This window comes from Actinomycetospora sp. NBC_00405, from assembly GCF_036044095.1.
In the GTDB taxonomy this organism is placed as follows: Bacteria; Actinomycetota; Actinomycetes; order Mycobacteriales; family Pseudonocardiaceae; genus Actinomycetospora; species Actinomycetospora callitridis.
In genome coordinates this window covers 212043-238159 of record NZ_CP107938.1, presented here as the reverse complement: position 1 = coordinate 238159, position 26117 = coordinate 212043, and the positions used below count along the sequence as shown (strand labels likewise).

The 26117-nt window shown below is 73.4% G+C and carries 25 protein-coding genes; 11 read left to right on the top strand and 14 right to left on the bottom strand.

Annotated elements, in window-relative coordinates; translation table 11 throughout:
- Positions 1 to 191: 191 nt before the first annotated feature.
- Positions 192 to 875: a hypothetical protein gene (locus tag OG774_RS01170; RefSeq protein ID WP_328306116.1), complete on the top strand. Its 684-nt coding sequence runs from the start codon at positions 192 to 194 to the stop codon at positions 873 to 875.
- A gap of 75 nt (positions 876 to 950) precedes the next feature.
- Here OG774_RS01170 and OG774_RS01165 read toward each other — a convergent pair whose 3' ends face one another.
- Genes OG774_RS01165 through OG774_RS01155 form a run of 3 tightly spaced genes read right to left on the bottom strand, consistent with a single transcriptional unit; the run spans position 951 to position 2961 of the window.
- Positions 951 to 1967, bottom strand: a complete 1017-nt coding sequence (locus OG774_RS01165) for an NAD(P)-dependent alcohol dehydrogenase (RefSeq protein ID WP_328306115.1) — start codon at positions 1965 to 1967, stop codon at positions 951 to 953.
- A gap of 27 nt (positions 1968 to 1994) precedes the next feature.
- Complete coding sequence (locus OG774_RS01160) at positions 1995 to 2354, bottom strand: hypothetical protein (protein WP_328306114.1); 360 nt, start codon at positions 2352 to 2354, stop codon at positions 1995 to 1997.
- Between the two features lie 28 nt (positions 2355 to 2382).
- Positions 2383 to 2961, bottom strand: coding sequence for a superoxide dismutase (locus OG774_RS01155; RefSeq protein WP_328306113.1), 579 nt, complete (start codon positions 2959 to 2961; stop codon positions 2383 to 2385).
- A 126-nt stretch (positions 2962 to 3087) separates the two neighbouring features.
- On the opposite strand from OG774_RS01155, the gene OG774_RS01150 reads away from it, so the two are divergent.
- On the top strand, positions 3088 to 4491 hold the full coding sequence (locus OG774_RS01150) for an FAD-binding oxidoreductase (RefSeq protein WP_328306112.1): 1404 nt from the start codon (positions 3088 to 3090) through the stop codon (positions 4489 to 4491).
- A 107-nt stretch (positions 4492 to 4598) separates the two neighbouring features.
- Here OG774_RS01150 and OG774_RS01145 read toward each other — a convergent pair whose 3' ends face one another.
- The 3 genes from OG774_RS01145 to OG774_RS01135 all read right to left on the bottom strand — a co-directional run bounded on the left by OG774_RS01145 (position 4599) and on the right by OG774_RS01135 (position 7122).
- A complete protein-coding gene (locus OG774_RS01145) occupies positions 4599 to 5186 on the bottom strand; it encodes a thermonuclease family protein (RefSeq protein WP_328306111.1) in 588 nt (195 codons plus the stop codon).
- A gap of 65 nt (positions 5187 to 5251) precedes the next feature.
- Positions 5252 to 6445: a cytochrome P450 gene (locus OG774_RS01140; protein ID WP_328306110.1), complete on the bottom strand. Its 1194-nt coding sequence runs from the start codon at positions 6443 to 6445 to the stop codon at positions 5252 to 5254.
- On the bottom strand, positions 6442 to 7122 hold the full coding sequence (locus OG774_RS01135; RefSeq protein ID WP_328306109.1) for a TetR/AcrR family transcriptional regulator: 681 nt from the start codon (positions 7120 to 7122) through the stop codon (positions 6442 to 6444). The genes OG774_RS01140 and OG774_RS01135 overlap by 4 nt, the downstream gene beginning before the upstream one ends.
- Before the next feature lie 127 nt (positions 7123 to 7249).
- Here OG774_RS01135 and OG774_RS01130 point away from each other — a divergent pair, with 127 nt between their 5' ends.
- The 5 genes from OG774_RS01130 (at position 7250) to OG774_RS01110 (ending at position 11436) form a co-directional block, all read left to right on the top strand.
- Complete coding sequence (locus tag OG774_RS01130; protein WP_328306108.1) at positions 7250 to 8248, top strand: zinc-dependent alcohol dehydrogenase family protein; 999 nt, start codon at positions 7250 to 7252, stop codon at positions 8246 to 8248.
- Positions 8245 to 9258 (top strand): phosphotransferase family protein, encoded by a 1014-nt coding sequence (locus tag OG774_RS01125; protein WP_328306107.1) that lies wholly within the window; start codon positions 8245 to 8247, stop codon positions 9256 to 9258. Before OG774_RS01130 ends, OG774_RS01125 begins: the two co-directional genes overlap by 4 nt.
- A 193-nt stretch (positions 9259 to 9451) precedes the next feature.
- Positions 9452 to 9655, top strand: coding sequence for a hypothetical protein (locus OG774_RS01120; protein ID WP_328306106.1), 204 nt, complete (start codon positions 9452 to 9454; stop codon positions 9653 to 9655).
- Positions 9656 to 10105: 450 nt separating this feature from the next.
- Entirely contained in the window at positions 10106 to 10531 is a 426-nt protein-coding gene (locus OG774_RS01115) for a hypothetical protein (protein ID WP_328306105.1), read from the top strand.
- Positions 10519 to 11436 carry an SCO6745 family protein gene (locus OG774_RS01110; RefSeq protein ID WP_328306104.1) on the top strand — a complete coding sequence of 306 codons (918 nt, stop codon included), beginning with the start codon at positions 10519 to 10521 and terminating at the stop codon, positions 11434 to 11436. Before OG774_RS01115 ends, OG774_RS01110 begins: the two co-directional genes overlap by 13 nt.
- Positions 11437 to 11456: 20 nt before the next feature.
- On the opposite strand, the gene OG774_RS01105 is transcribed toward OG774_RS01110, so the two are convergent.
- From OG774_RS01105 to boxC, 4 genes are all read right to left on the bottom strand, one after another.
- Positions 11457 to 11633: a hypothetical protein gene (locus tag OG774_RS01105; RefSeq protein ID WP_328306103.1), complete on the bottom strand. Its 177-nt coding sequence runs from the start codon at positions 11631 to 11633 to the stop codon at positions 11457 to 11459.
- The gene (locus tag OG774_RS01100) at positions 11634 to 13250 is read right to left on the bottom strand and encodes a benzoate-CoA ligase family protein (RefSeq protein ID WP_328306102.1); all 1617 of its coding nucleotides are present in this window, start codon (positions 13248 to 13250) and stop codon (positions 11634 to 11636) included.
- Positions 13251 to 13389: 139 nt separating this feature from the next.
- The gene (boxB, locus tag OG774_RS01095; protein ID WP_328306101.1) at positions 13390 to 14817 is read right to left on the bottom strand and encodes a benzoyl-CoA 2,3-epoxidase subunit BoxB; all 1428 of its coding nucleotides are present in this window, start codon (positions 14815 to 14817) and stop codon (positions 13390 to 13392) included.
- Positions 14818 to 14840: 23 nt separating this feature from the next.
- A complete protein-coding gene (gene boxC / locus OG774_RS01090) occupies positions 14841 to 16571 on the bottom strand; it encodes a 2,3-epoxybenzoyl-CoA dihydrolase (protein ID WP_328306100.1) in 1731 nt (576 codons plus the stop codon).
- Positions 16572 to 16656: 85 nt separating this feature from the next.
- Here boxC and OG774_RS01085 point away from each other — a divergent pair, with 85 nt between their 5' ends.
- Complete coding sequence (locus tag OG774_RS01085) at positions 16657 to 17097, top strand: GNAT family N-acetyltransferase (protein ID WP_328306099.1); 441 nt, start codon at positions 16657 to 16659, stop codon at positions 17095 to 17097.
- Between the two features lie 4 nt (positions 17098 to 17101).
- Here OG774_RS01085 and OG774_RS01080 read toward each other — a convergent pair whose 3' ends face one another.
- Complete coding sequence (locus OG774_RS01080; protein ID WP_328310712.1) at positions 17102 to 17698, bottom strand: TetR/AcrR family transcriptional regulator; 597 nt, start codon at positions 17696 to 17698, stop codon at positions 17102 to 17104.
- 251 nt (positions 17699 to 17949) lie between these two features.
- Between OG774_RS01080 and OG774_RS01075 the strand changes: the two genes are divergently transcribed.
- Complete coding sequence (locus OG774_RS01075; protein ID WP_328306098.1) at positions 17950 to 18738, top strand: SDR family NAD(P)-dependent oxidoreductase; 789 nt, start codon at positions 17950 to 17952, stop codon at positions 18736 to 18738.
- Positions 18739 to 18740: 2 nt separating this feature from the next.
- Positions 18741 to 20273 carry an acyl-CoA synthetase gene (locus OG774_RS01070; RefSeq protein ID WP_328306097.1) on the top strand — a complete coding sequence of 511 codons (1533 nt, stop codon included), beginning with the start codon at positions 18741 to 18743 and terminating at the stop codon, positions 20271 to 20273.
- A gap of 60 nt (positions 20274 to 20333) precedes the next feature.
- Here the strand turns inward: OG774_RS01070 and OG774_RS01065 are convergent, their stop codons facing one another.
- Complete coding sequence (locus OG774_RS01065; protein ID WP_328306096.1) at positions 20334 to 21305, bottom strand: aldo/keto reductase; 972 nt, start codon at positions 21303 to 21305, stop codon at positions 20334 to 20336.
- Between the two features lie 159 nt (positions 21306 to 21464).
- Between OG774_RS01065 and OG774_RS01060 the strand changes: the two genes are divergently transcribed.
- The gene (locus OG774_RS01060) at positions 21465 to 23213 is read left to right on the top strand and encodes an MFS transporter (RefSeq protein WP_328306095.1); all 1749 of its coding nucleotides are present in this window, start codon (positions 21465 to 21467) and stop codon (positions 23211 to 23213) included.
- Between the two features lie 87 nt (positions 23214 to 23300).
- On the opposite strand, the gene OG774_RS01055 is transcribed toward OG774_RS01060, so the two are convergent.
- On the bottom strand, positions 23301 to 25124 hold the full coding sequence (locus tag OG774_RS01055) for an NAD(P)/FAD-dependent oxidoreductase (RefSeq protein ID WP_328306094.1): 1824 nt from the start codon (positions 25122 to 25124) through the stop codon (positions 23301 to 23303).
- 136 nt (positions 25125 to 25260) lie between these two features.
- The gene (locus OG774_RS01050; RefSeq protein ID WP_328306093.1) at positions 25261 to 26115 is read right to left on the bottom strand and encodes a DMT family transporter; all 855 of its coding nucleotides are present in this window, start codon (positions 26113 to 26115) and stop codon (positions 25261 to 25263) included.
- Positions 26116 to 26117 lie beyond the last annotated feature (2 nt).

Below are 26117 nucleotides of genomic sequence, written 5' to 3'. Positions count from 1 at the left end.
GCGGTCGGCTACCCGACTCCCCGAGGTGGCTACCGACGCCCCGAGGACGGTTTGCGCGGCGCCTGACCGGATAGCCCAGGCGCAACGGGTTGAGCAGCTCAGCCCCGTCCGGCGGTCCGTCCGCCACCCCCGTCACGACATCCGCGATGGTCCCGCGGCGCTCTGACGTGTCCTGACACGAGGGAGTCCTCATGAGCACTCGCAACACCGTCCTCCACGCCATGCACGACGTCGGCCTCGCGGCCTGGTTCGGCGGCTCGCTGTTCGGCCTCGCCGGCCTGAACGCCGCGGCCGAGGAGTCGGGCGACCGCCGCACCGCCGACCGCGTCTCCAGCATCGGCTGGGCCAAGTGGAGCCCGGTGAACACACTGGCCATCGGTGCCCACGTCGTCGGCGGCGCCGGCCTGCTCGCGGAGAACCGCAAGCGGGCGGTGGCGCAGAAGGGCCACACGGGCACCGTCAACGCCAAGCTGGCGCTGACCGCGGCCGCCCTCGCCGCCTCGGCCTACACGCGCCTCGTCGGCAAGAAGGTCGAGGACGCCGTGATCCACCAGTCGAACGGCGTCTCGTCGTCGACCACCTCGCCGGTGCCGTCGGACACCGCCAAGCAGGGCGGGGCGAGCGACGCGGCCGAGGCCGTCCGCGAGGCCGACAAGCGCGTCGGCCAGTCCGTCAGCGCCGCAGCCGAGTCGCTGCCCGTCGACGTCGCCCGCGCCAACCGGCAGCTGCACGCCCTGCAGTACGCGATCCCCGCGCTCACCGGCGCGATCGTCGTGCTCTCCGCGCAGGCCAGCGAGCAGCAGCGTCCCGGCGACCAGATCCGCGGCATCGCCCGCCGGGCGTCCGAGGCCGTCAGCAACGCCGTCGCCGCCTGACCCTCCGCACCACACCACCTCCGGCCGGGACCGCCACGCGCGGCCCGGCCGGAGGTGTCTCGCCGGAGGTGTCTCTCAGCCCGGACGCACGACCGCCTTGATGGCATCGGGGTCGCGGCGGGCCGCGAGCAGCGCGTCGACCGCGCCGTCGAGGTCGTGGTGCGAGGTCACCATGTCGTCGAGACGCACGGCGCCGGACGCGGCGAGCGCGATCGCCGCCGGGTAGACGTGGGCGTAGCGGAACACGCCCTTGAGCACGAGCTCGCGGGACTGGACGACGTCGAGGGGCAGCGTGACCTGCGCGCCCGTGCCCACCAGCACGACGGTCGCGGCCGGGGCCGTCGCGGCGACCGCGAGGTCCACGGCCGGCTGCACCCCGCTGCACTCGAGCACGACGTCGACCGGCGGCACGTCCTGCGCGGTCTGCACGGACGGGTCGAGCACGGCGTCGGCCCCGAAGTCGCGCGCCACCGCCCGCCGACGCTCTACCGGGTCGGACACCGTCACGTGCTCGGCGCCGCGGGCCCGCGCCACCTGCAGGCACAGCAGACCCACCGGGCCGCCGCCGGTGACGAGCACCCGCGTCCCGGGCCCGATGTCGGCCTTGCCCGCCGCGTGCACGGCGACGGCCAGCGGCTCGATCATCGCGGCGGCGTCGTCGGAGAGCGCGTCGGGCACCGGGTGGGCCCGGTTCGCGGGCACCACGACGTACTGCGCGAACGACCCGTCCACCGGGGGCGTCGCGAAGAACGAGATGTATGGGCAGAGGTGGTAGCGCCCGCGGACGCACTGCTCGCAGCGGCCGCAGTTGCGCTGCGGCTCGACGGCCACCCGCGTCCCGACGACCGGCTCCTCGACGCCGTCGCCGACGGCGCTGACCACGCCCGACGTCTCGTGACCCAGCACCAGCGGGGCGTGCATGACGAACCCGCCGATGCGCCCGTGGTCGTAGTAGTGCACGTCGGAGCCGCACACGCTCACGGCGCGGACGGCGACCTGCACCTCGCTCGGGCCCGGCGTCGGCACCGGGCGGGTCTCGACGGTGATGTGCTCGGGTTCCTGGAGCACGGCCACGCGCTGCTCGTCGGTCATGTGACCCTCTTACACGGCCGTCGGGGCTCAGTCGACGGCGGCGCGGACCTTCCGGGCCGGCGTGAAGATCCGGAGGTCGAGCAGGCCCGGCGGCTCGGCCACCCCGGGGCCGCCGGCCTCGACCCACGCGACGACCTCCGCCTCGGTCTCGTCGTCGAGCACGCCGAAGAGCCACACCGGGCGGGCGCCGGCGGCGCGGCCGGCCGGCGAGGGCGACACCACGACGACGTTGGAGTAGGCGCAGGCGTCGAGGCAGTCGCTGACCCGGACCCGCCCGGGGGCGCCGCGGAAGCGGTCGAGCTGGGCGCGGTGATCGACGCCGGGGTGCTTGCGCGAGGTGCCGCAACAGCAGTCGCGGCACACGGTCAGGGTCGGTCCGGCGCTCATCGAGCGGGAACGCTAGCCGCTGGGGCGGTCAGCGCCAGGTCGATGTGAGGCACGCCAGACGTCCGCCCGCGGTGCCGGCCTGGCCCGGGGCGGTCGCCGTCATCTCCTTCTCGTGCACGACGACCGAGGCCGGCGCCCTGTCGGGGAACGCGAACGGCACGGTGGTCGTCGCCGTCCCGGCGCCGTCGCCGTCGGTGCGCAGGTCCAGCCAGACCTCGTTCTGCGGGTTGGCGTAGGCGGGGTCGGACGACGGGGCCTGCGGGGTCGCGGCCGGGTCGACGCGGTTCTGGAAGTGCGGGCCGGCGTCGTTGCCGGCCGTCCCGCACGGGCGAACGTGCGCGTGCACGGCGTAACCGCGGTCCGGGAGCATCCCCGTGACGCGGAAGGTCGCCGTCGTCGACCCGTCGCCGGGCACGACCTCGAGGGCGACCTGCGCCCCCTCGGGTGCGGTGGCCGGCGCGTAGGTCAGCGCCGGCCCCCCCTGGGCAGGCGTGGCGAGGGCGCCCTCGGTGACCAGCGGGCCCGCGGCGTCCGCGGGTCCGGAACAGGCGGCGACGAGGGCGGCTCCGCCGACGAGCAGGGCGAGACGGGCGATCGGGCGCGACACGGGACGATCCTGGCACGGTGCGTGCCTGCGCTCTCACTCGGTGTGTGCGGTGGCGTCACGTCGCCCCTTCGGTGGACGCCCGACCGCGGTTACCGTGGATCGACCGACCCGACGAAGGGGCGCGCCATGAGCACCACCGCCGTACCTCCGGCCGCGACACCGGCCCCCGTCGTGGGAGCGCTCCTGGCGGCGCTGCCCGCCGGACACGTGCTCGACGACCCCGACGTGCTGGCGAGCTACGCCCACGACGACGCGGAGTGGGCGCCGCACGCGGTGCCCGCGGCGGTCGCGCGCCCGCGCACGTCCGAGGAGGCCCAGGCCGTCGTCCGCGCCTGCCTCGAGCACCGCGCGCCGCTGGTGCCGCGCGGCGCGGGCACCGGCCTCTCGGGCGGGGCGAACGCGAGCGAGGGCGCCGTGGTGCTCTCCACCGAGCACATGACCGACATCGTGGAGATCGACGGCTCCGAGCGCCTCGCGGTCGTGCAGCCCGGTGTGGTCAACGACGACCTCCGCGCCGCCTGCGCCGAGCGCGGGCTCTGGTACCCGCCGGACCCCGCGAGCTCCCCCTGGTCGACGATCGGCGGCAACGTCGCCACGAACGCCGGCGGGCTGTGCTGCGTCAAGTACGGCGTCACCCGCGACTACGTGCTCGGCATGCAGGTCGTCAACGGGCTCGGCGAGCTGGTGCGCCTGGGCCGCCGCACCGCCAAGGGGGTCGCGGGGCTCGACCTCGCCGGGCTGATGGTCGGGTCCGAGGGCACGCTCGGGGTGATCACCGAGGTCACCGTGAAGCTGCGTCCCGCCCGCGCGCCCGAGCACACGGTCGCGGGCTACTTCGACTCCGTCGTCGACGCGGGCCGGGCGGTCGCCGCGATCACCGCGGCCGGGCTCACGCCGTCGGCGCTCGAGCTGGTCGACCGCACGTGCCTCGAGGCCGTCGACGCGTGGAAGAACATGGGGCTGGCCGCGGAGGCCGACGTCGTGCTGCTCGGGCGTTCCGACGCGCCCGGCGCGGCGGGCGACGCCGAGGCGGCGGAGATGCTGGCGCACTTCGAGGCGGCGGGCGCGACGTTCGCCGCGCAGGCCGCCGACGCCGAGGAGGCCGACGCGCTCTTCGCCGCCCGCCGGCTGGCGTACCCGGCGCTCGAGCGCCTCGGCCCGGTGCTCACCGAGGACGTCTGCGTGCCCCGGGCCGCGGTACCCGAGATGCTCGGGCGCATCCAGGACATCGGGCGCCGCTACGAGACGACGATCGCCAACCTCGCCCACGCCGGCGACGGCAACCTGCACCCGCTGCTGATCACCCCGGTCGGCGACGAGCCGGCCCGCCGGCGCGCCCAGGCCGCGTTCGAGGAGATCCTCGCCGACGCGTTGTCGCTCGGGGGCACGGTGACCGGCGAGCACGGCGTCGGGCTGCTCAAGCGCGAGGGGCTCCAGCGCGAGCAGAGCCCCGAGGTGCTGGCGATGCAGCGCGCGGTCAAGGCCGCCCTCGACCCGCAGGGCATCCTCAACCCGGGCAAGGTCCTCTGAGCTCGAGGTGAGCCCGCACGGCGTGTCGCGCTCGCGACCATGTGGCCCGATCGGCGTGCTCCCCTTGATCTGGCCTTGAGTGTCAGCGTGGACGCAGGGCTGGCACGTCAGGAACCGGGCGCGCTGCTCGTCGTCTCCGCGCCGCGGCAGGGCTCGCCCCAGACGCCGCGCTCGGCCGCACGGGCGCGGTCCTGCGCCGCGCGGACCGGGGCCATGGCCTCCGGCCGGGCATCGGCGGCGTAGGCGCGGGCGATGCCGGCCTCGGAGGCGAGCACCGCGTAGTCGGCGCCGCCGACGAGGGCCACGGCCGCGAGCCGGCGGTCGAAGCGGTCGGTCGCAGGTCCCGCCCCGGCGCCCAGGATCACCGCGCGGCCGTCGAGCACCTGCGCCGCGAACGCCCTGGCCTGCGCGCCGTAGCAGGCGCCGGGCGGCTGCACGCCCAGGGCGCGCACCCGGACGACCGGCCCGCCGTCGGGCAGGCGCGCGTCGAAGGTGACCGCGTCGACCACGGTCTGCACGACCACTCGCTCGCCCACCGGCGCGGCCGCCGGGCCGCTCAGCACGGCGGCCGGATCGGGTGCCGGCACGGCGGCCACCACGGGCCCGCGCAGGGTCACCAGGGTGAACACGGCGGCCGAGGCGCACACGGCGACGGCGACCCCGAGGACGAAGCGCGCGAGCGCGGCACGGGACACCGGGTCATAGTGACTGGTCGTGATCGGTAATCGACGTTCGGTCACCGGGGGTGGCGGTCACCCGATCAGGTCGCGACCACCGGCAGCCGCCGCGTCCCGAGCACACGACCCGTGTACGGGCGTTGCTCCCCCTCGCCCACGGACAGCCCAGCCCACCGTGAGGTCATCTCCTCGAGCGCGACGCGCGCCTCGAGTCGGGCCAGTGGGGCGCCCAGGCAGAAGTGGATGCCGTGCCCGAACGCGAGCTGCGAGCCGCCGCCGATGCCGGTGCGCGTCGGGTCGAAGCGCTCGGGGTCGGGGTGGGCGTCGGGGTCGTGGTTCGCCGAGAGCAGCCAGGGCATGACGATCGACCGCGCCGGCACCGTCGTCCCCGCGATCTCGACGTCGCGGGTCGTCGCGCGGGCGGTCATCGGGAAGGGCGGGCGCAGCCGCAGCACCTCCTCGACGACGGCCGGGATCGTCGACGGCTCGGCGCGCAGCCCTGTCCAGGTGCCCGGGTTCTCGTCGATCACCCGGACCGCGTTGCCCAGCAGCAGCGTCGTGGTGATGTGCCCGGCGAGCAGCAGGAGCATCGAGAAGTTGGCGGCCTCCTCGTCGTCGAGGCGCCGCCCCTCGACCTCGGCGGTGACCAGCGCGGAGATGAGGTCGTCGGTGGGGTCCGCGCGCCGTGCCCGGCACCAGTCGCCGAGGTAGGAGGTGATCTCGTCCATCGCGGCGCGGACCTCCGGGTCGACGACGGCCTCCTTCGGGTCGTCGACCTGCATCGAGAACAGGCCCTCGGCCCAACCGCGGAAGCGGGGACGGTCCGAGGCGGGCAGCCCGAGCATCTCGGCGATCACCGTGACCGGCAGCGGGAACGCGAGCGTGTCGACGAGGTCGAACGACGCGCCCGCCCCGTCGAGCATCGACCGGGTCAGCTCCCGGATCCGGGGCTCCAGGGCCGCGACGCGACGGGGCGTGAACGCGGCGCTGACCAGGTGCCGCAGGGCCTTGTGCTCCGGCGGGTCGAGCCGCGTCAGCATCCCCTTGCTCATCGCCTCGGAGCCCGGCATGACCGCCGAGAAGTCGGAGCTGAAGGTGGCGACGTCGCGCAGGACGACCTCGACGTCGGCGTGCCGGAAGACGTGGTGCAGGCCGTAGCGGTCGCGCCAGACGGGGGCGTCGGCGCGGTGTGCGGCGAGCCAGTCGAGCAGGACGGGCAGGTCGGCAGTGTCAGGAGGCAGGTCAGGAGGCAGGTCGAGATCGGGGTGCGTGGTCATGGCTCCTCCGGGAGGGCCGAGGTGAGGTGGTGGATGGTGCGCTCGTAGAGCGCGGCGAGCTCGGGCGCGGCCGCGGCGAGCGCGGCCGGGTCGGGCTCGCCCGGCGGGGTGAACCCCGCGCGGACGAGGGTGGCCAGGGCGTCGGCCCGGGCCACGAGACCCATCCCGTCGGTGGGCACGAGGTCGTCGAGGAAGAAGCCGAGCACCGCGGCGCGCAGCCGGTAGGTCAGGTCCGGCGTCGTCGCGGGGTCGTCGGCGAGCAGGCCGTGGCGGTGGAGCATCGCGAAGTGCTCGGCCGCGAACTCCGTCTTGTCGGTGACGACCTCCAGGCCCGCCTTGGTGTCCGTCACGACCGCGCCCAGGATCTCGACGTCACCGGTGTGCAGCGCCCGGCTCAGGGGCCGGCGGTGCACCGCGAGGAACGTCGAGCGCAGGGTCGCGTCCAGGGCGGCCTCGCGTGGATCGGCGTGCAGTGCGGCCAGCAGGTCGCGCGTCGTGCCGATCGAGTCGCGGACGAGGACCCCCGCGAAGAGGTCGAGCTTGCTCGCGAAGTGCAGGTACACGGTGCCCTTGCCGACGCCGGCGCGACGGGCGACGTCCTCGATCGTCACCCGGCGGTAGCCGTGGGCGAGCAGCAGCTCCCCCGCCGCGTCCAGCATCCGTGCCACCCGGCTCACGCGGGACCTCCTCGTGACTCGTGACTCGTGACCGGAATTCGTATCCGGTCACGAGTCACGGTAGACCCGCGGCGGGCGCGGCGACAGACCGTGCGTCGTGATCGTCGAGGCGGCAAGCTCTGCGCTCATGACGAGGACGGTGCGGTTCTCCGAGCTCGGCGACCCCGATGTGCTGCGGATCGAGGAGGAACCCGACCCGGCCCCGGGGCCCGGCGAGGTGGCCGTCGACGTCGCCGCCATCGGCCTCAACCGGGCCGAGTCGATGTTCCGGCGCGGCGAGTACATCGAGGCCACGCAGCTCCCGGCCCGCCTCGGCTACGAGTGCTCGGGCACGGTCGCCGCGCTCGGCGAGGGCGTCACGCGCTGGTCGGTGGGCGACCGGATCAGCGTCGTCCCGGCGTTCTCGATGAACGACTACGGCGTCTACGCCGACCGCGCCGTCGTCCCCGCCCGCGCGCTCGTGCCGCTGCCGGAGGCGACGAGCTGGGTCGACGGCGCCGCGGTGTGGATGCCGTTCCTCGTCGGGTACGGCGGTCTGGTCGAGACGGGCGGGCTCCGGGCCGGCGACCACGTCCTGATCACCGCCGCCACGTCGAGCGTGGGGCTCGCGGCGATCGCGGTGGCGAACCGCGTCGGCGCGGTCCCCATCGCCACCAGCCGGTCGAGCTCGAAGGCGCCGCAGCTGCGCGACGCCGGCGCCGCACACGTCGTCGCCACCGGCGAGGAGGACCTCGTCGAGCGCGTCCTGGAGATCACCGACGGCCGGGGCTGCGAGCACGTCTTCGACGCCGTCGCGGGTCCCGCCGTCGCCGACCTGGCCCGGGCGACCGCGGCGGGTGGCACCGTCACGATCCACGGCCTGCTCTCGGGGCAGCCGACGCCGTTCCCGGCCGAGACGCTGCCCGATCTGTGGATGCGGACCTATACGTTGTTCGCGATGACCCACGATCCCGAGCGGCTCCGCCGCGTCGGCGCCTTCGTCGGCGCCGGTCTGCGTGACGGCTCCTTCTCCCCGCAGGTGGACCGCGTGTTCGACGGCCTCGACCAGGTGGTCGACGCGCACCGTCACCTCGAGTCCAACACCCAGGTCGGCAAGATCGTGCTGCGCCCGGGCGGTGCGTCGTGAGCGCCGAGGAGGTCCCCGACGTCGTCGTGCGCTGGTTCCGCGACCACATCGACGAGATCGAGGGCGCGCTCGAGTTCACCCGCATCGCCGGCGGGCGCTCCAACCTGACCTACCGCGTCACCGACGAGGCCGGGCACGCGTGGGCGCTGCGGCGGCCGCCGCTGGGCGGGGTGCTGGAGACGGCCCACGACATGGGCCGGGAGTGGCGGTTCCTCTCCGCGCTCAACCCGACGGACGTCCCCGTCCCGACGCCGCGGGCGTTCTGCGACGACCACGACGTCTGGGGCGCCGACCTCTACGTCATGGACTTCGCGCCCGGGAAGGTCCTCAACGACACGGAGTCCGGCGAGAAGGTGCCGCAGGAGGCGCGCGCGGTCGTCGGCACCTCGACGATCGACGTCCTCGCCGCCCTGCACGCGGTGGAGCCCGGCGAGGTGGGGCTCGACGACCTGGCCCGGCCCGGCAACTTCGTCGCGCGCCAGCTCAAGCGCTGGCACCGCCAGGCCCACTCGTCGGCGATGGACGACCTGTCCGCCCTCGACGCGGCCCACGACGCCCTCGCCGCGCGCGTCCCCGAGGGCGCGGTGGGGATCGTCCACGGCGACTACCGGCCCGGCAACATCGCCTACTCCCCCGAGGGGCAGGCCGTCGCCGTCTTCGACTGGGAGCTGGCGACGATCGGCGACCCGCTCTGCGACCTCGGGCACCTGCTCGTGTCGTGGACCGAGCCGGGCGACACGGTGCCCGAGGCCCTCCCGAGCCCGACCCCGGCCGGCGGCTACCCCACCCGCGGCGAGCTCATCGAGCGCTACACCGCGGCGACGGGCGCGGACGTCGACATCGCCTACTACCTGGCCTTCGCGCGCTGGCGGGCCGCGTGCATCCACGCCGGCGTCTGGACCCGCTACCGCGCGGGCGACATGGGCGCCGACGCCGACCCGGACGAGGTCACGGGCCCCGAGGCGATCATCGTGCAGGCCGAGACCGCGCTGGCGGAGCTGGGCGACTGACCCCCACGTGAGCGAAGTTCTCGGTCATAGCCGTGAACTTCGCTCACGGGTGGGCGCGCGTCACAGGGTGGGCGCGGTCACGGGACGGGATCGCACGGGCACGTTCGGGCACCACACTCACGGGCGGTCCCGCGCTCAGCGTCGACGCGACGGGGTCGTTCCCCCGAGATCGCCGACGTGCCCGGAGTTCCCGATGATCACTGGCGAGTGCCACTACTGCGAGTCCGTGCGGGTCTGGAAGCTCTACCCGATCCGCCACGAGGACGGCTGCCCCACCGGCGGACGCCACCCGCAGCGGCTGAGCCCCGACGAGTCCCTGCTCTTCCGACACCCCGACCTGGCCGAGCTCGACCTCACGGTCAGTGCCTGGTACCCGGAGCTCGCGTCGGCGCTCTGAGCGCGTCGTCGGGCAGGGCCTCGGCCAGGCCGACGAGCAGGTCGGCGACCCGCGCCGCCGCGTGACCGGTGAGCTCGCCGGTCCACGAGACGGGCGGATAGCCCACGGTCCGTCCGACTGCACTCCGACAGCGCCCCGCACAGGAGCTCGTCGCTGAGGCATGCCCCGCCGCGCCCACCGAGGAGACTCTCCGTCACCAGTACCGCTGCGCGTTCGGGGGATACCGGACATCCGGGGGGTTTCCCCGATGCAGAGAGCGACCGAAGCGCTCTACCGTCCGTCGACGACGGTCCCGCAGTGGGCCGTTCGGGCGCGTCGGGGGGGGCATCGATGGGGGACGACGATCAGGCGGTCCAGCATCGGGAGGCGGCGGTTCCGCACGCGCGCTCCGCCGCCGACGACGCGGCTGACCACACCTCCACGCCGCCCGGCACGCGTCGCGAGTGGGTCGTGGCACTCGAGCAGGTCTCGGGGCTGTTGCTCTCCCTGCGCGAGACGGAGGCCAACGGCGCGACCCCGCCCGACCCCCTTGCGGGCGGCCTGGCGCTGCGGGCCTGGAGCGCGCTCACCCGGCCGGTCCTCCGCGACCCCGACCGCATCACGATCACCGGCGCGCGGCCCGAGGTGCTCGCCCTCGTGGGGCGCACCGCCCGCGTGCTCGCGACGTCGCTGTGCCGCTGGCGGGTCAGCGGCGTCGCCGACGTCGTCACGGCGGTCCTGCGCGAGGAAGCGGCCGTCCACGAGCGCGAGCCGGAGCGGCTCGTCGCGCAGGTCGCCCGCGTCCACGGCGTCCTGTCGGCGCCGGACGCCGTCTCGGCCGGGGTCGTCTGGAACGCCCTCGACGACGAACCCGAGGAGACCCCGTGGACTACCTGACGATGCGCGGCCTGTTCTTCGCCCCGCCCGACCGTCCCCGTCCCGTCGACCCGCCCGCCGGGCGCGATCCCTCGCCGGCCCGCGCGCTGCGGGACGCGATGGAGCCGCTGGCGTGCCTGTCGATCTGGTCGCCCGAAGCCGCGGAGGGCTACGCGCGGCTGGGCCTCGACGACTACTTCGCGGCCTACGTCCGCGAGCGCACCGCGCCGCTGGGGACACCGCCGACGGCCGTCGCGGTGGAGGCGCTCGGCGTCTTCGCGCCGGACCTCGTCGGGCCCGAGTACGAGGCGGGCGTCGCCGCGGTGCCGCTCGCCGACCTCGTCCGGGTGCGCATCGACGCCCCGGGCGCCACGTTGCGCCGCCTGCTCGGGGACGTCGACGCCGAGGCCGCGTCCGTCGTCGAGGGCCTGCGCCGGGGCATCGACGCCGCCGGCCGCACCGCCCGTCCCCTGTTCACCGGCCTGACGACCGAGCCGTGGCCGGCCGACCCGCTCGCCGGCGTCGTCCACGCGTCCCACGTCCTGCGCGAGCACCGCGGCGATTCGCACCTCGCCGTGTGCGCGGTGGACGGGCTCGACGCGGTGCAGATGAACGTGCTCACCGAGCTCTGGTGCGGCTATCCGCTCGGCGCCTACACGGCGTCGCGTGGGTGGAGCCCGGCGCAGATCGACGCCGCGGTCGCCGGGCTGGGTCGCCGCGGGCTGCTCGAGGGCCAGGAGCTCAGCGCTGTCGGACTGCGCCATCGCGCCGACCTCGAGGGACGGACCGACGCGATGCAGCAGTCCGTGGTCGACGCGATCGGCCCCGACCTGCCCGGGATCACCAAGCAGCTCGACGACTGGTCGGACGCCCTCGTCGCCCTCGACGCGGCGCCGTCCGACCCCGCGAAGCGGCTCGCCGGATGAGCAACCTCGCCGACTGAGAGTCAGCTCTCCGGCTCGGGCTCCGGCCCGTCGATCGGTTCCTCGTGGTCGGAGCCCCGCACCGCGCCCGGGACGTCGCCGCCCGGCCCGACCGTGGGGCGGTGGTCGGGCTCGCCCTGGGTCGGCGGCTGGTCGGCCGTCGCGAGCGGGTCGGTCCGGTCGCTGCGGTCGCCGGCCATCTAGAGCGCCGCCTGCAGGGCGCGGCCCGCGCCGACACGCTCGGCGGCGAGCTCGCGCAGCCGGTAGCGCTGGACCTTGCCGGTCGCGGTGCGCGGGACCTCGTCGATGGCGATGACGTGGCGCGGGCGCTTGAACGACGCCAGGCCCTCGCGGCACCAGGCCACGAGCGCCTCGGGGTCGACGGTGTGGCCCTCGCCCGGGACGACGCACGCCACCGGGACGTCGAGGCCGTCGTCGTCCGACACCGCGACCACCACGACCTCGGCCACGCTCGGGTGCGCGACCAGGCGCTCCTCGACCTCGGCCGGCGTGACCCAGATGCCGCCGACCTTGAGCACGTCGTCGGTGCGCCCGAGGCAGGTGTAGGTGCCGTCGGCGTTGCGGACGTAGGTGTCGCCGGTGCGCAGCCACTCCCCCTCGAACACGAGGCGGTTGGTGGCGGTGCGGCACCAGTAGCCGGTGCAGATCGAGTCGCCGCGCACGTAGAGCGTCCCGGTCTCGCCGTCGGGGACGGGCCTGCCGTCGGTGCCGCGGATCTCGACGTCGTAGCCGGGAACCGGCACGCCCGACGTCCCGGGCACGACCTCGCCGGGCCGGTTCGACAGGTAGATGTGCAGCGCCTCGGTGGACCCGATGCCGTCGAGCACCTCGACGCCGAACACCGAGCGCATCCCGTTCACCATCCGGGCGGGCAGCGCCTCGCCCGCCGAAGCACCCCGGCGCACGGTCGCGAAGGCCGCGGCGTCGATCTGTCCGGACTCGGCGGCGACCAGCAGCGGGCCGTAGGAGCTCGGGGTACCGAAGAACATCGTCACCCGGTGCCGCGCGGCGAGCTCGGCGAGCAGCGCCGGGGTCGGCCGTGACGGCTCCAGCACCACGGCCGCGCCCACCGACAGCGGGAAGAACATCGAGTTCCCGATGCCGTAGGCGAAGAACAGCTTGGCCACCGAGAGGCAGAGGTCGTCGGGGCGGATGCCGAGGACCTGCTGGCCGTAGGTCTCGCACACCATCCGGATGTCGGCGTGGCGGTGCATCGCGGCCTTGGGCTTGCCGGTGGTGCCCGAGGTGTAGAGCCACAGCGCCTGGGACTCGTCCCACGTGTCGTACGCCGGCGGGGTGCCGCCCAGCGCGTCGCCGGCGGCGAGCATCTCGGCCCACGTGCGCGAGCCCACCTCGGGCCCGAAGCCGGACGGGTCGTCGCCGGTGACGACGACCTCGCCGACGTCGCGGCCCCGCTCCCGCGCCGCGAGCACCGCGGCGCGGGTGACGTCGGCGAAGGTCTGCGAGCAGAGCACGAGCCGGCTGCGCGAGTCGGCCACGAGCACCGAGAGCTCCGGGCCGCGCAGCATCGTCGACACCGGCACGGCCACCGCGCCGAGCCGCATCGTCGCGAGGATGCCGGTGAACAGCTCGACCTCGTCGACCATGCACATGACGACCCGCTGCTCGGGCTGGACGCCCAGCGCCGCCAGCCCCGCCGCCACGCGCCCGACCTCGGCGTCCAGCTCCGCATAGGTCAGCGTGCGCGAGGGCGCCCGCACCGCCACCCGGTCGCCCTCACCGGCCGCCAGACGACGACCGACGAGGTAGTCCGTGGCGTTGAACGACTCCGACATGGGCGCCAGCTCCGTGGTGGTCGGCGTGACGGGTGGTGACGGCGAGGATGTGGCTTTCCTGACGTCCAGTGCAAGCGTGGGGGCCACGCTGGCACTCAACGTCAGGAAAGCCCCCAGCTCGCCCCGAGCGGGGTGACGCTCAGTTGAAGTGCACGTACTCGAAGTCCATCGGCTTGTCGTTGATCCCGTTGGACGGCGGGGCGATCCAGCCGGCGATCTTCCCCGGCTCGAGGACGGGGTGCATGAGCCCGCGCACGTGGGTCTTGTCCACGTCGGTGGGCAGCCAGTTCGACTCCTGGGCCTTCCAGTCCTCCGCCGAGATCATCTTGCCCTCGGGGGTGATGTGGCTGCCGGCGAACGCGCCCACCTGGCGGTTGAAGCCGACGTGCGGCAGGGACAGTCGCGCGTCGATCCCGTGCTTCTCGAGGATGCGGTTCCAGCGCTTGAGCCCGCCGCGGCAGTCGCTCATGTACTCGCTGCGCAGGTCCTGGTTCAGGGCCAGCAGCGCCGGCACCTCGGTGGTGGTGATCTGCCCGTCGCGCACGGCGTCCACGGCGCCGGCGTCGTCGGTGAGCAGGTGGTCGTCCTTGCGACGCTCCTCCTGCCACCGGCCCTTGATGCCGGCGGTGAAGTAGTTCGCGGCGTTGGTGGACGACTCGTTGCCGAAGAGGTCCAGCGAGACCGTGTAGTGGAAGTTGATGTACTTCTGGATCATGTCCAGGGGGATGCCGCCGGCGCCGGCGACCTCCTCGGAGTCGTGCTCGTTCATCAGCTGCGCGGTGCGGGTGACGACGCGGTCGATGCCGGTGGTGCCCACGAACATGTGGTGGGCCTCCTCCTTGAGCATGAACTCGCAGGTGCGCGAGAGCGGGTCGAAGCCCGACTCCTTCAGCGTCCCGAGCTGGTACTTGCCGTCCCGGTCGGTGAAGTACGTGAACATGAAGAACGACAGCCAGTCCGGGGTCTCCTCGTTGAAGGCCCCGAGGATGCGCGGCGAGTCGTCCGAGCCGGAGTTGCGGGCCAGCAGCTGGTCGGCCTCCTCGCGCCCGGCCCGGCCGAAGTAGGCGTGCAGCAGGTAGACCATCGCCCAGAGGTGACGGCCCTCCTCGACGTTGACCTGGAACAGGTTGCGCATGTCGTAGAGCGACGGCGCGGTGGCCCCGAGGAAGCGCTGCTGCTCGACCGACGCGGGCTCCGTGTCGCCCTGGATGACGATCAGGCGCTGCAGGTCGGCGCGGTACTCGCCGGGCACCTCCTGCCAGACCGGCTCGCCCTTGTGCTCGCCGAAGGCGATCTTGCGGTCCGGGTCGTGCTCGGAGAGGAAGACGCCCCAGCGGTACTCGTTCATCGGGACGTGGTCGAAGTGCGCCCAGCCCTCACGGCCGACGTCGACCGCCGTGCGCAGGTAGACGTCCTTGGTGTCGACGGCCGGGCCCATGTCGCCCCACCAGTCGAGGAAGTTCGGCTGCCAGCGCTCGAGGGCGCGCTGGAGCTTGCGGTCGGACGCGAGGTCGACGTTGTTCGGGATCTTCGCATCGAAGTCGATCTTCGGGCGTGCAGAGGTCATGGTGTGGTCACTACTCCCGGGAATCAGACACGCTGGTGGTCGAAGTCGGCCTTGCGTCCCGTGCCGTAGCGGCGCAGCGCGCCCTCCGGTCCCGAGGCGTTGGGGCGGATGAAGATCCAGTTCTGCCAGGCGGTCAGGCGGCCGAAGATCCGCGTCTCCATCGTCTCCGGGCCGACGAAACGGTGGTTCGCCTCCATGCCGGTGAGGGCGTCGGGGCTCAGGGAGGCGCGCTCCTCGAGGAGGATGCGGATCTCGTCCTCGTAGTCGATGTCGTCGGGAGCGTCGGTGACCAGGCCGGCCTCCTCGGCCTGCGCGCCGGTGAAGCGCGAGCCGGACTCGAGCGCCGCGAGCGTCTCGTCGTCGCCGTAGAAGCGGGACTGCAGGCGGGTCAGGCCGTTGCCCATCGGGAACGTGCCGAAGTTCGAGGCGGTGAGGACGAGCTGGGCCGGGTCCTGCTCCTCGTCGTGGTCCTCGAACGTGCCCTCGAGCATGTACTGCCGGTCGCACGCGAGGGCCAGCTCGAGCAGGGCGCCGGCGAAGCAGCTGCCGGGCTCGATCAGCGCGATCAGCGTGCGGCTCGTGACGTCGAGGCGCTTGAGCGTCCGCTTGAAGTAGTGGCGGATCTCGTTGACGAGCCAGTCGGAGCCGGAGTGCTCGGCGATGACCCGCTCGAACGCGAGCGCGCCCTCGATCGAGCCCTGCGTCTTGACCAGCCAGGTGCCGATCTCGAGCTCGTTGGTGCGCAGCCGCAGGATCAGGTCGTCGAGCTCGCGGGTCATCGCCAGCGGCCAGAAGTCGGCGCCGAGGGCGTGGATGCGCTCGAGCGACTCGGGCACGGCGTGGGGCTCCGGGCCGAGCACCGTGATCGTCGCGGTGCGTGCGCCGCGGTCGATGTCGCAGCGCACGTTGGGGTAGCGGATGGAAGCCAAAGAATCAGACTCAGCGGTGACCTCGCGCGCCAGGGGCGGCAGGCTGATGCCGTGACCACCGACGGGGCGGTGCGACCCCGCCGCGGCCTCCGCCGCGCGCTCGCGCACCGTGACGTCCCACTGCTTGCGCGACACCGTCTCGTCGACGAGCTTCCAGTCGACGGCCTTCGGCCCCTGGAAGCCCTCGGACTTGGTGGCGAAGATGTCGGCGCGGTCCTTGCGGACGTGGCGCTTGTCGGTGACGCGGGTGAGGCCGCCGGTGCCGGGCAGCACGCCGAGCAGCGGCACCTCGGGCAGCGCGACGGCGCTCGACCGGTCGTTGACCAGCAGGATCGTCTCGCACGCGAGCGCCATCTCGTAGCCGCCGCCCGCCGCGGTGCCGTTGAGCGCGGCCACCCAGGTCTGGCCCGAGTGCGCGCTCATGTCCTCGATGCCGTTGCGGGTCTCGTTGGTGAACTTGCAGAAGTTCACCTTCCAGGAGTGGCTCGACTGGGCGAGCATCCGGATGTTCGCCCCGGCGCAGAAGTTGGACTCCTTGCCGCTGGTGAGCACCACGCTGCGCACCTCGGGGTGGGAGAAGCGCAGCCGCTGGGTGAGGTCGTAGAGCTCGATGTCGACACCCAGGTCGTACGAGTTCAGCTTGAGCTCGTAGCCGGGCACCAGCCCGCCGTCCTCGGCGACGTCGAGGTAGACCCAGGCGGTCTCACCCTCGACCTCGTACCGCCAGTGGCGGTAGCGCGAGGGGTCGGTGTCGAAGTCGACCTGCGGCGGAGCGTCGGCACCGGCAGCCTGCGGAGCGGCCGGAGCGTCCTCGAGAACGGTCACGGTGGTGGTCCTCTCTTGTCGTGCGGACCACACTCTACGAGAATTCGACGCCAGTGCATAGAGCTGTAGAACGTTGGAGGACCCGATGACGTGGCAGTGGATCGCCGAGCAGGAACCCCGCTGGGACCAGGGCAAGGCCGCGGCGCTGGGCGACCTGCCGCCGACGCTCTTCGGGCTCGGCTACCCCGAGGTGGGCCAGCACCTCGGGGACACGTGGTGGCGCGTGGAGGACGACGCCGGCGCGCCCGTGGGCTACGGGCGCCTGGACGACACGTGGGGCGACGCCGAGATCCTGATCGTGGCCGCGCCGGAGGCGCGCGGCACCGGCGTCGGGGCGTTCGTCCTGGAGAACCTCGAGCGCGAGGCCGCGTCCCGGCAGCTCAACTACGTCTACAACGTCGTCCCCACCCGCCATCCCGACGGCGAGACCGTGCGGGAGTGGCTCGGCGCGCACGGCTTCACGGCCACCGAGGTCGGCGAGCTGCGCAAGAAGGTCGCGTCGGGGGCGGCGCCGCGCGGGGCGTGACCCCTCAGGCGACGAGCGTCGGCAGCTGACGACGGACGCCGGCGCGCAGACCGTCGAGGGCGTCCGACGACCCGGCGAGGTGGCGCAGCAGCGCCTGCTGGAACAGGCCGTCGACGGTGGCGTAGGCGAACGACGGGTCGCACGACGGCGTCCGGCCGACCAGCCCGGCGTACGCGTCGACCGTCCGCCAGATCATCCGCTCGAGGCTGCCGTCGATCTCCGCGACGTCGGCGCGGAACGACTCCTCGAACAGCGACTGGGTGCGCAGGTCGTACCAGAGCCGGTGCATCATCGTGTCCTGCGCCAGCGTCCCCGCGAGGGCGTCCGCGACCCCGGCCAGCAGCGCCTCGGGGTCGTCGACCGTCGCCACGATGCCGTCGTAGCGCTCCACGCAGTGGGCCTTGTACTGCCGCACGCAGTAGGTGATCAGGTCGACCTTGTCGCGGAAGTAGTAGTGCAGCACCCCGTGGGAGAAGCCGGAGTCCTTCGCGATCTCGCGCAGGCTCGTGCGGGCGTAGCCGCGCTCGGACAGCGTCAGCAGCGCCGCGTCGGCGAGCCGGCGACGGCGCTCGGAGAACTTGTCCACCTGCCGCCGCGCGATGCGGTCAGCCGTCGCGGTCGAACCCGCCGCGGTCGGGCCGCTCGCGGTCGTGCTGGTGTCGTTCGTGCTGGTCACGGGCGGGCCCCTCGTCGGCGCCGGAGCACCTCAGCGTAGCTCGTGACCTGCGTTGGACACCCGTCCGAGGATTCCTTGACGATCGTCCAAAGCCCTCCCTACGTTGTGACCTGCGTCGCACCAGCGGAGCACGTGGATCTGGCGGCCGACGACACGGCCGGCGGGAGGGACAGCGGATGAGCGAGCAACTCGCCGGCCGGAGAGTGCTGATCACGGGCGGCGCCCGCGGGCTCGGCGCCGGGATGGCGACGGCGATGGCGGCCGCCGGTGCCCCGGTGATGCTCGCGGACGTGCTCAAGGACGTCGGCGAGCAGACCGCGGCCGAGATCCCGGGCGCGCGCTTCGTCGAGCTCGACGTCACCGACGACGCGCAGTGGGAAGCGGCCGTCGCGCACACCGTCACCGCGCTCGGCGGGCTCGACGTCGTGGTCAACAACGCCGGCATCGAGGTCACCTCGCTGATCGTCGACACCGAGCCCGACGACGTCCGTCCGATGCTCGAGATCAACCTCCTGGGCACGATGCTCGGGCTCAAGCACGCCTTCCGCGCCATGCGCCCCGGCGGCGCCGCCGGGCACGGCGGGTCGGTCATCAACATCTCGTCGGTGGCCGCGACCATCGCCTTCCCGGCGATCGGGGGCTACTCGGCCACCAAGTCCGGCGTCGACCGGCTCACCCGCGTCGCCGCGATGGAGTCGGGCAAGCTCGGCTACGGCGTGCGGGTCAACTGCCTCTACCCCGGCCTGGTGCCCACCGACATGGGCGTGAAGCTCGCGGTCGAGACCTCCGCCCTCGGCCTGTTCGAGAGCCCCGACGCCGCCGTCGGCGCGGTCGTCGAGCTCACCCCGTCCGGACGCCTCGCCGAGGTGTCCGACATCGCCGACGCCGCGGTCTTCCTCGCCTCGGACGCGTCCCGGTTCGTCAACGGCGTCGGTCTGCCGGTCGACGGCGGGATGGGCATGTAGTCGTGGCCCTGACGTCCTGGCTGGACAAGGGGGCGTCGCTCGGGCCGGACGCCCCCTGCCTGACCCTCGACGGCACGTCGCTGTCCTACGGCGACGTCGTCGACCTGAGCCACCGCGTCGCCCGGGCGCTGCGACGCTCGGGCGTGCGGCCCGGGGACAAGGTCGGCATCCTCTCGGCCAACGATCCCGTCGCGTTCGCCTGCGTCTTCGGCATCGCCCGCGCCGGCGCCGTCTGGTGCCCGATCAACCCGCGCAACGCCGGCGACGAGAACCGCGAGCTGCTGGACCTGTTCGACTGCGCGGCCCTGATCTTCCAGAGCGGGTTCGGCGAGCTCGTCGCGTCCATCGCCCCGGCGCTCCCCCAGCTGCACACCGTGGTGTGCCTGGACGGGCCGCGCGGCGACGCCCCCGGGCTCACCGAGTGGCTGGCTGCCGCCGACGGCGACCCGCCCGCCGAGGCCGAGCCGCCCGACGAGGTCGTCGCCCTCGTCGGCACCGGAGGCACCACCGGTCGGCCGAAGGGCGTGATGCTGACCGACCGCAACCTGGAGGCGATGTCGGCGATCACGCTGATGAGCTATCCGTTCGAGGGACGGCCCGTCTACCTCGCGCTCGCCCCGCTCACCCACGCCGCGGGCGTGCTCTGCTTCCCGGTGATGGCCCTCGGCGGCGAGATCGTCGTGATGGCCAGACCCGGCGTGGGCCGGTTCCTCGCCCTCGTCGAGCGCCACCACGTCACCCACACGTTCCTGCCGCCGACGCTGATCTACATGGTGCTGGGGCACCCCGACCTGGACCGGACGGACCTGCGCTCGCTGCGCTGCTTCTGGTACGGCGCCGCGCCGATGTCGGTGGCGCGCCTCGAGGAGGCGCTCGAGCGGATCGGGCCGATGGCGCAGCTCTTCGGGCAGTCCGAGGCGCCGATGATGGTCTCGACGATGTCGCCCGCCCAGCACCGCCGGCGGGACGGGTCCGTCGCGCGGTCCCGCCTCGCGTCCGCGGGCCGGCCGTCGCCGCTGGTGACGGTGGCGATCATGTCGGACGCCGGTGCGTTGCTGCCGGCCGGCGAGCGCGGCGAGATCGTCGTGCGCGGGTCGCTGGTGATGGCCGGCTACTACAAGAACCCCGAGGCCACTGCGGAGGTGTCGGCGCACGGCTGGCACCACACCGGCGACATCGGTTATCTCGACGCCGACGGCTACCTGTTCATCGTCGACCGGGCGAAGGACATGGTCATCTCCGGCGGGTTCAACGTGTACTCCGCCGAGGTCGAGCAGGCCCTCATGGCGCACGAGGCCGTGCGCGACTGCGCGGTGATCGGGCTGCCGGACGAGAAGTGGGGCGAGCGGGTGACGGCGGTGGTCGAGCTCGTGCCGGAGCGCTCGGTGTCCGGCGACGACCTCGTCGCGTTCGTCAAGGCGCGCATCGGCAGCGTGAAGGCGCCCAAGCAGATCGAGTTCTGGGACGCCCTGCCACGCTCCACCGTCGGCAAGATCCTGAAGACCGACGTGCGGGCGGCGCTGGCGGGGTCCTAGCCCTTCCCGGCCCCTTCCCACACCTGCCGCGTGCGGTGCGCGCGCAGCTGATCGGGCCGCTCAGCGGTGCCCGGCGACCCCGCGAGGCTCGTAGCGCTCCTCGAGAGCGCGGACCTCGTCGTCCTCGAGGCGCAGGTCGACCGCGGCGACGGCGTCGGCGAGGTGGTGCTCCTTCGTCGCGCCGATGATCGGGGCGTCGACGACGGGGTTGTTCAGCACCCACGCGAGCGCCACCTGCGCGCGGGAGACGCCGCGCTTCTCGGCGATCTCGGCGACGGCCTCGACGATGTGCCGGTCGGTGTCGCGGTAGAGCGACTTGCCGACCTCGTCGGTCTCCTGCCGGCTGGTCGAGTCGTCCCAGTCACGGGTGAGTCGACCGCGCGCGAGCGGACTCCACGGGATGGCGCCGACGCCCTCGTCGCCGCACAGCGGGAGCATCTCCCGCTCCTCCTCGCGGTAGAGCAGGTTGTAGTGGTCCTGCATCGTGACGAACCGGGTCCAGCCGTTGACGTCCTGCAGGTGCAGCGCCTTCGCGAACTGCCAGGCCCACATCGAGGACGCCCCGATGTAGCGGACCTTGCCCGCCTTGACGACGTCGTGCAGCGCCTCGAGCGTCTCCTCGATCGGCGTGCCGTGGTCCCAGCGGTGGATCTGGTAGAGGTCGACGTAGTCCATGCCGAGGCGCCGCAGCGAGGCGTCGATGCCGGTCATGATCGCCTTGCGCGAGAGGCCGCCGCCGTTCGGGCCCTGGCGCATCGGCATGAAGACCTTGGTGGCGACGACGATCTCGTCGCGATCGGCCATCTCGCGCAGCGCGCGGCCGGTGATCTCCTCGCTCGTGCCGTCGGAGTAGGCGTCCGCGGTGTCGAAGAAGTTGATCCCGGCGTCGAGGGCCTGGCGGAAGAAGGGTTTCGACGCCTCCTCGTCGAGGGACCACGGGTGGGTGCCGCGGTCGGGGACGCCGTAGCTCATGCACCCCAGACAGACCCTCGACACGTCGACACCGGTCATGCCGAGCTTCGTGAACTCCATGCCGTCAGCCTGCCCCACGAACCGCCGATCGATTCACACGTCCCCGCGGGAATCGACGGGACCCCGTCCGCGCTCGACCACAGCGTCGGCAGCCAGGGACAACGCCGTTCCCGACTCGGTCGAACCCCTCAAGAATCGCCCAGAACGGTCGTACGCCACGTGAGCACCCCCGAAGCACCACCCGCCCGGCGACGCTGGCTGATCCTCGCCGTGATCGGGATCGCCCAGCTGATGGTGATCCTCGACAACTCGATCGTGAACATCGCCCTGCCCTCGGCGCAGGCCGACCTCGGCTTCGACGACGCGCAGCGCCAGTGGATCATCACGGCCTACGCGCTGGCGTTCGGCAGCCTCCTCCTGCTGGGCGGCCGCCTCTCGGACCTCTTCGGCCGCAAGCGCGCCTTCCTCGTCGGCCTCGTGGGCTTCGCCGTGGCCTCGATCCTCGGCGGTCTCGCGCCGGGCTTCGAGCTGCTGGTGGCGGCGCGCGCCCTGCAGGGCGTGTTCGGCGCGCTGCTCGCCCCGGCCGCCCTCTCGCTGCTGACGACGACGTTCACCGAGGGACGGGAGCGGGCCCGCGCCTTCGGGGTGTTCGCCGCCCTCGCCGGCTCCGGCGCCGCGATCGGGCTCCTGCTCGGCGGCGCGCTGACCCAGTACGTCGACTGGCGCTGGTGCATGTACGTCAACGCGGTCTTCGCGGCGGTCGCCTTCTTCGGGGCCTCGCTGCTGCTCCCGGCGCAGCCGGTCGAGCACCGTCCGCGCCTCGACGTCGTGGGCACGGTGCTGGCCTCGGCCGGGCTGTTCAGCGTGGTCTACGGCTTCGCGAGCGCCGAGACCGACGGCTGGACCTCGCCGCTGGTCTACGCCTTCCTCGCCGCCGGTCTCGTGCTGCTCGTCGCGTTCGTCCTCGTCCAGCGCCGGGTCGAGGCCCCGCTGCTGCCGTTGCGTGTCGTGCTCGACCGCTTCCGCGGCGGGTCGTTCCTGACGATCCTCGTGCTCACCACGGGCATGTTCGGCGTGACGCTGTTCCTCGCCTACGTCATGCAGCAGGTCTTCGGCTTCTCGCCGCTGATGACCGGGGTCGCGTTCCTCCCGATGGTCGCCTGCATCGTGCTGGCGGCGAACACCGTGCCGGCGCTCCTGCTCCCGCGGACCGGGCCCAAGCCCCTCGTGGTCGCCGGGATGCTGCTCGGCGCGGGCGGACTCTTCTGGTTCTCGTTCCTCACCCCGGAGTCGGGCTACGCGGCCCACGTCCTCGGCCCGCTGCTGATGATCGGTCTCGGCATGGGCACGGCGATGTCGACGTCGATCAACACGGCCACCTACGGCGTCGATCCCGGCGACGCGGGCGTCGCGTCGGCCTCGGTGAACACGATGCAGCAGGTCGGCGGGTCGGTCGGTACCGCGCTGCTCTCGAGCATCGCGGGTACTGCGGCCGCCGGCTTCGCGGGGCCGCCGCTCGCCGCGGCGCTGCACGGCTACACGACCGCGTTCACGGTCGCCGCGGGCATCTTCGTCGTCGGCGCCGTCGTCGTCGGGTTCCTCATCCCTGCCGGCCGCACGACCGGACGGGGCGCCGTGACCACCCGGACGGCCCCCGCCGAGCCCGCGGAGCCCGCGGAGCCCGCGGAGCCCGTCGGCACGGGGCTGGTGGGCGCGGTCCGCGACGGCGGCGGCCGCGCCGTGGCCGGGGCGACACTGACCCTCGTCGACACGGCCGGGCGCGAAGCGGGCCGGGCGGTCACCGACGACGCCGGCGGCTACACGCTGCGGGCGACGCCCGGCGACCACCTGCTCGTCGCCGGGGCCGCAGGACGTGCCCCGACCGCGCAGCAGATCGTGCTCGTCGACGGCCTCACCACGCGCGGCGACGTCGTCCTCGACCTGTCCCGGGAGCCCGCCCGCACCTGACCCCGGACGAAGCGAACGGCACCCTCGCTCCGGTGAACGAAGCGAGGGTGCCGTTCGCGTCATCAGGCGACGGTCGGGCGAGGCCCGTCACGAGGTGTGGTGCGACTCCTGGAGCCTGTGCACCGGGGTCGGGATGCCCACCGCGCGGGCCTTGAGCTGCAGCGCGAGGTAGAGCGAGTAGAAGCGCGACTGGTGCAGGTTGCCGCCGTGGAACCAGAGGTTCTCCTGCTGGGTCGGCTTCCACATGTTGCGCTGCTCGCCCTCCCAGGGACCGGGGTCCTTGGTGGTGTCCGAGCCCAGGCCCCACACCTTGCCGACCTTGTCGGCCACGTCCTGGCCGATGATGTCGGCGGCCAGGCCGTTCATGGACCGGTAGCCGGTGGCCCAGACGACGAGGTCGGCCTCGAGACGGGTGCCGTCGTCGAGCACGACCTCCTTCTCGGTCAGCTCGGTGATCTGGCCCTTGGCGAGCTTGACCTTGCCGTCGGCCACGAGCTCGGCGGCGCCGACGTCGATGTAGTAGCCCGAGCCGCGGCGCAGGTACTTCATGAACAGGCCGGAGTCGTCGTCGCCGAAGTCGAGGTCGAAGCCCGCCTCCTCGAGGCGCCGGTAGAAGTCGGCGTCGACCTCGCGGGCCTTGTCGTACGCCGGCTTCTGGAAGTCGTGCATGATCCGGTACGGCAGCGACGCGAAGATCATGTCTGCGGTGTAGGTGTCGACGCCGTTGCGCACGGCCTCCTCGGAGTAGAGGTCCCCGAGCGCGTAGGTCATCAGCGTCTCGGACCGGATGATGTGCGTGGAGCTGCGCTGCACCATCGTGACGTCCGCGCCGACCTCCCACAGCGAGCCGCAGATGTCGAAGGCCGAGTTGTTCGACCCGATGACCACGACCTTCTTGCCCTTGTAGGCGTCCGGGCCCGGGTGCTGCGACGAGTGCTGGATCTCGCCCTGGAAGACGTCCTCACCCGGGACGGACGGGATGTTCGGCTTGCCCGAGACGCCGAGGGCGAACACGAGCTGGCGCGGCTTGAGCGTCACCGTCTCGCCGGCGCGGTCGACGACGACGTTCCACTGGCCGGACGCTTCGTCGTACGTCGCGCTCTGCGCGGTCGTGGAGCCCCAGTAGTTGAGCTCCATGACCTTGGCGTACATCTCGAGCCAGTCGCCGATCTTGTCCTTCGGCGAGAAGACCGGCCAGTTGTCCGGGAACTTCAGGTAGGGCAGGTGGTCGTACCAGACCGGGTCGTGCAGGGCGAGGCTCTTGTAGCGCTTGCGCCACGAGTCGCCGGGCTTCTCGTTGCGCTCGACGATGATCGTCTCGATGCCGAGCTGGCGCAGCCGCGCACCGAGGGCGATGCCGCCCTGGCCGCCGCCGATGACGACGACCTCGGGCTGGCGGGTGTAGCCGAGCTCGGCGGCCTCGGCCTCGCGCTGCTCGGCCCAGGTGACGCGGTCGGGGTTGGCGCCGTGCTCGGTGCCGAACGGCCGGTCGGCGTTCGGGCTCGCCGGCTCCTCGTGGCCCTTGATCTCGTCGAGGGTGGTGAGGAACGTCCAGGCCTTGTCGTCGGCGTTCAGCCGCAGGTGCCCGGTGCCGCGACCGATCGCGGTCTCGAACTTCAGCCACGCCTCGGTGATGCCGTCCGCCTCCGAGGGCTCACCGGAGACCTCGAAGGACACCGGCGCGACCTGCCGGGCGGCGTCCGCGGACACCAGCTCGGACACCTCGGCGGGGCCCTCGACGGTGACCAGGTTCCAGGTGAAGGACACGAGGTCGCGCCAGTAGGACTCGTCGGCGAACAGCGACGCGGCGCGGTCGGCGTCCCCGGCGTTGAGCGCCTCGGTGAACTGGGTCAGCCAGGCATCGACGCGGGTGCCGGCCTGGGTGCGGCCACTCTCGACCGTCTGGGTCACTGCTACCTCCACGCGGGCGACGTACGGCCGACCGCGGGCACTCGCCCACACCCGCCCGCGGTCGTGTGGCGTGAGGGACAGTGAAGCCGCTCACGCGCCCCCGCGGCAGGGGTTGCAGCCAGGTTGCAGCGCCCGTTCAGGTGCGCCGGCTGCCCCGGACCACCAGCGCCACCCCGCCCAGCAGCACCACCAGGCCGGCGAGGGTGGCCGGCGCGAGCCGCTCCCCCAGCCAGAGCGCCGCGACCAGCGCCGCGCCGGGCACCTCGAGCAGCGAGACGACGGCGACCACCGGCGCACCCACGGTCCGCAGGGCGCGGTTGAGCAGCGAGTGCCCGAGGAACTGCCCGCAGAGGGTGATCGCGACCAGCGACATCCACCCGGCCGCGGGCCAGCCCGCGAGCGGCACCCCCGCGACGAGGACGGCGGCGAGCAGGACCAGCGCCGCGGTCGCGTAGCAGAGCAGCGTGTACGTCGAGGTCGCGAGCCGTTCCCGTGCCGCGGCGCCCACCAGCAGGTAGCCCGCCATCGCGAGCCCGCCGAGCAGGGCGAGCGCGTCGCCGAGCAGGGCACGGGGCGAGCCCGCGAGGTCGACCCCGGCGACGAGCAGCACGCCCGCCAGCGCGACCGCCACGCCCGCCCACTCGGCACCGGCGACCCGCCCGCCGCGCAGCCGCGTCAGCACCGCGGTCCACAGCGGCGCGGTGCAGACCAGGGCCGTCGAGGTGGCCACCGAGGTGAGCACGAGGCTCGGCACCCACGTCCCGAAGTGCACCGCGAGCAGCACCCCTGCGACGGCGCAGGTGCGCGCGTCCCGGGCGCCGACCCGCCGACGCGCCGGACGCGCCCCCACCACCGGCGCGAGGACCGCCGACGCCATCGCCGTGCGCCAGAACGCGATGGCCAGCGACGGGACGGCGGCCGCGGCCGCGAGCGGCGCGGAGAACGAGATGCCGACGACCGCGAGGAGCAGCAGCCCCGCCTCGCCCAGCACCG

What these genes read in the sequence shown, in the direction of transcription:
- OG774_RS01100 (WP_328306102.1), bottom strand. Translation starts at nt 13,250, where the DNA reads ATGTCGGAGTCGTTCAACGCCACGGACTACCTCGTCGGTCGTCGTCTG.
- OG774_RS01105 (WP_328306103.1), bottom strand. Translation starts at nt 11,633, where the DNA reads ATGGCCGGCGACCGCAGCGACCGGACCGACCCGCTCGCGACGGCCGAC.
- OG774_RS01085 (WP_328306099.1), top strand. Translation starts at nt 16,657, where the DNA reads ATGACGTGGCAGTGGATCGCCGAGCAGGAACCCCGCTGGGACCAGGGC.
- OG774_RS01065 (WP_328306096.1), bottom strand. Translation starts at nt 21,305, where the DNA reads ATGGAGTTCACGAAGCTCGGCATGACCGGTGTCGACGTGTCGAGGGTC.
- OG774_RS01170 (WP_328306116.1), top strand. Translation starts at nt 192, where the DNA reads ATGAGCACTCGCAACACCGTCCTCCACGCCATGCACGACGTCGGCCTC.
- OG774_RS01160 (WP_328306114.1), bottom strand. Translation starts at nt 2,354, where the DNA reads ATGAGCGCCGGACCGACCCTGACCGTGTGCCGCGACTGCTGTTGCGGC.
- boxB (WP_328306101.1), bottom strand. Translation starts at nt 14,817, where the DNA reads ATGACCTCTGCACGCCCGAAGATCGACTTCGATGCGAAGATCCCGAAC.
- OG774_RS01140 (WP_328306110.1), bottom strand. Translation starts at nt 6,445, where the DNA reads ATGACCACGCACCCCGATCTCGACCTGCCTCCTGACCTGCCTCCTGAC.
- OG774_RS01075 (WP_328306098.1), top strand. Translation starts at nt 17,950, where the DNA reads ATGAGCGAGCAACTCGCCGGCCGGAGAGTGCTGATCACGGGCGGCGCC.
- OG774_RS01120 (WP_328306106.1), top strand. Translation starts at nt 9,452, where the DNA reads ATGATCACTGGCGAGTGCCACTACTGCGAGTCCGTGCGGGTCTGGAAG.
- OG774_RS01150 (WP_328306112.1), top strand. Translation starts at nt 3,088, where the DNA reads ATGAGCACCACCGCCGTACCTCCGGCCGCGACACCGGCCCCCGTCGTG.
- OG774_RS01130 (WP_328306108.1), top strand. Translation starts at nt 7,250, where the DNA reads ATGACGAGGACGGTGCGGTTCTCCGAGCTCGGCGACCCCGATGTGCTG.
- OG774_RS01165 (WP_328306115.1), bottom strand. Translation starts at nt 1,967, where the DNA reads ATGACCGACGAGCAGCGCGTGGCCGTGCTCCAGGAACCCGAGCACATC.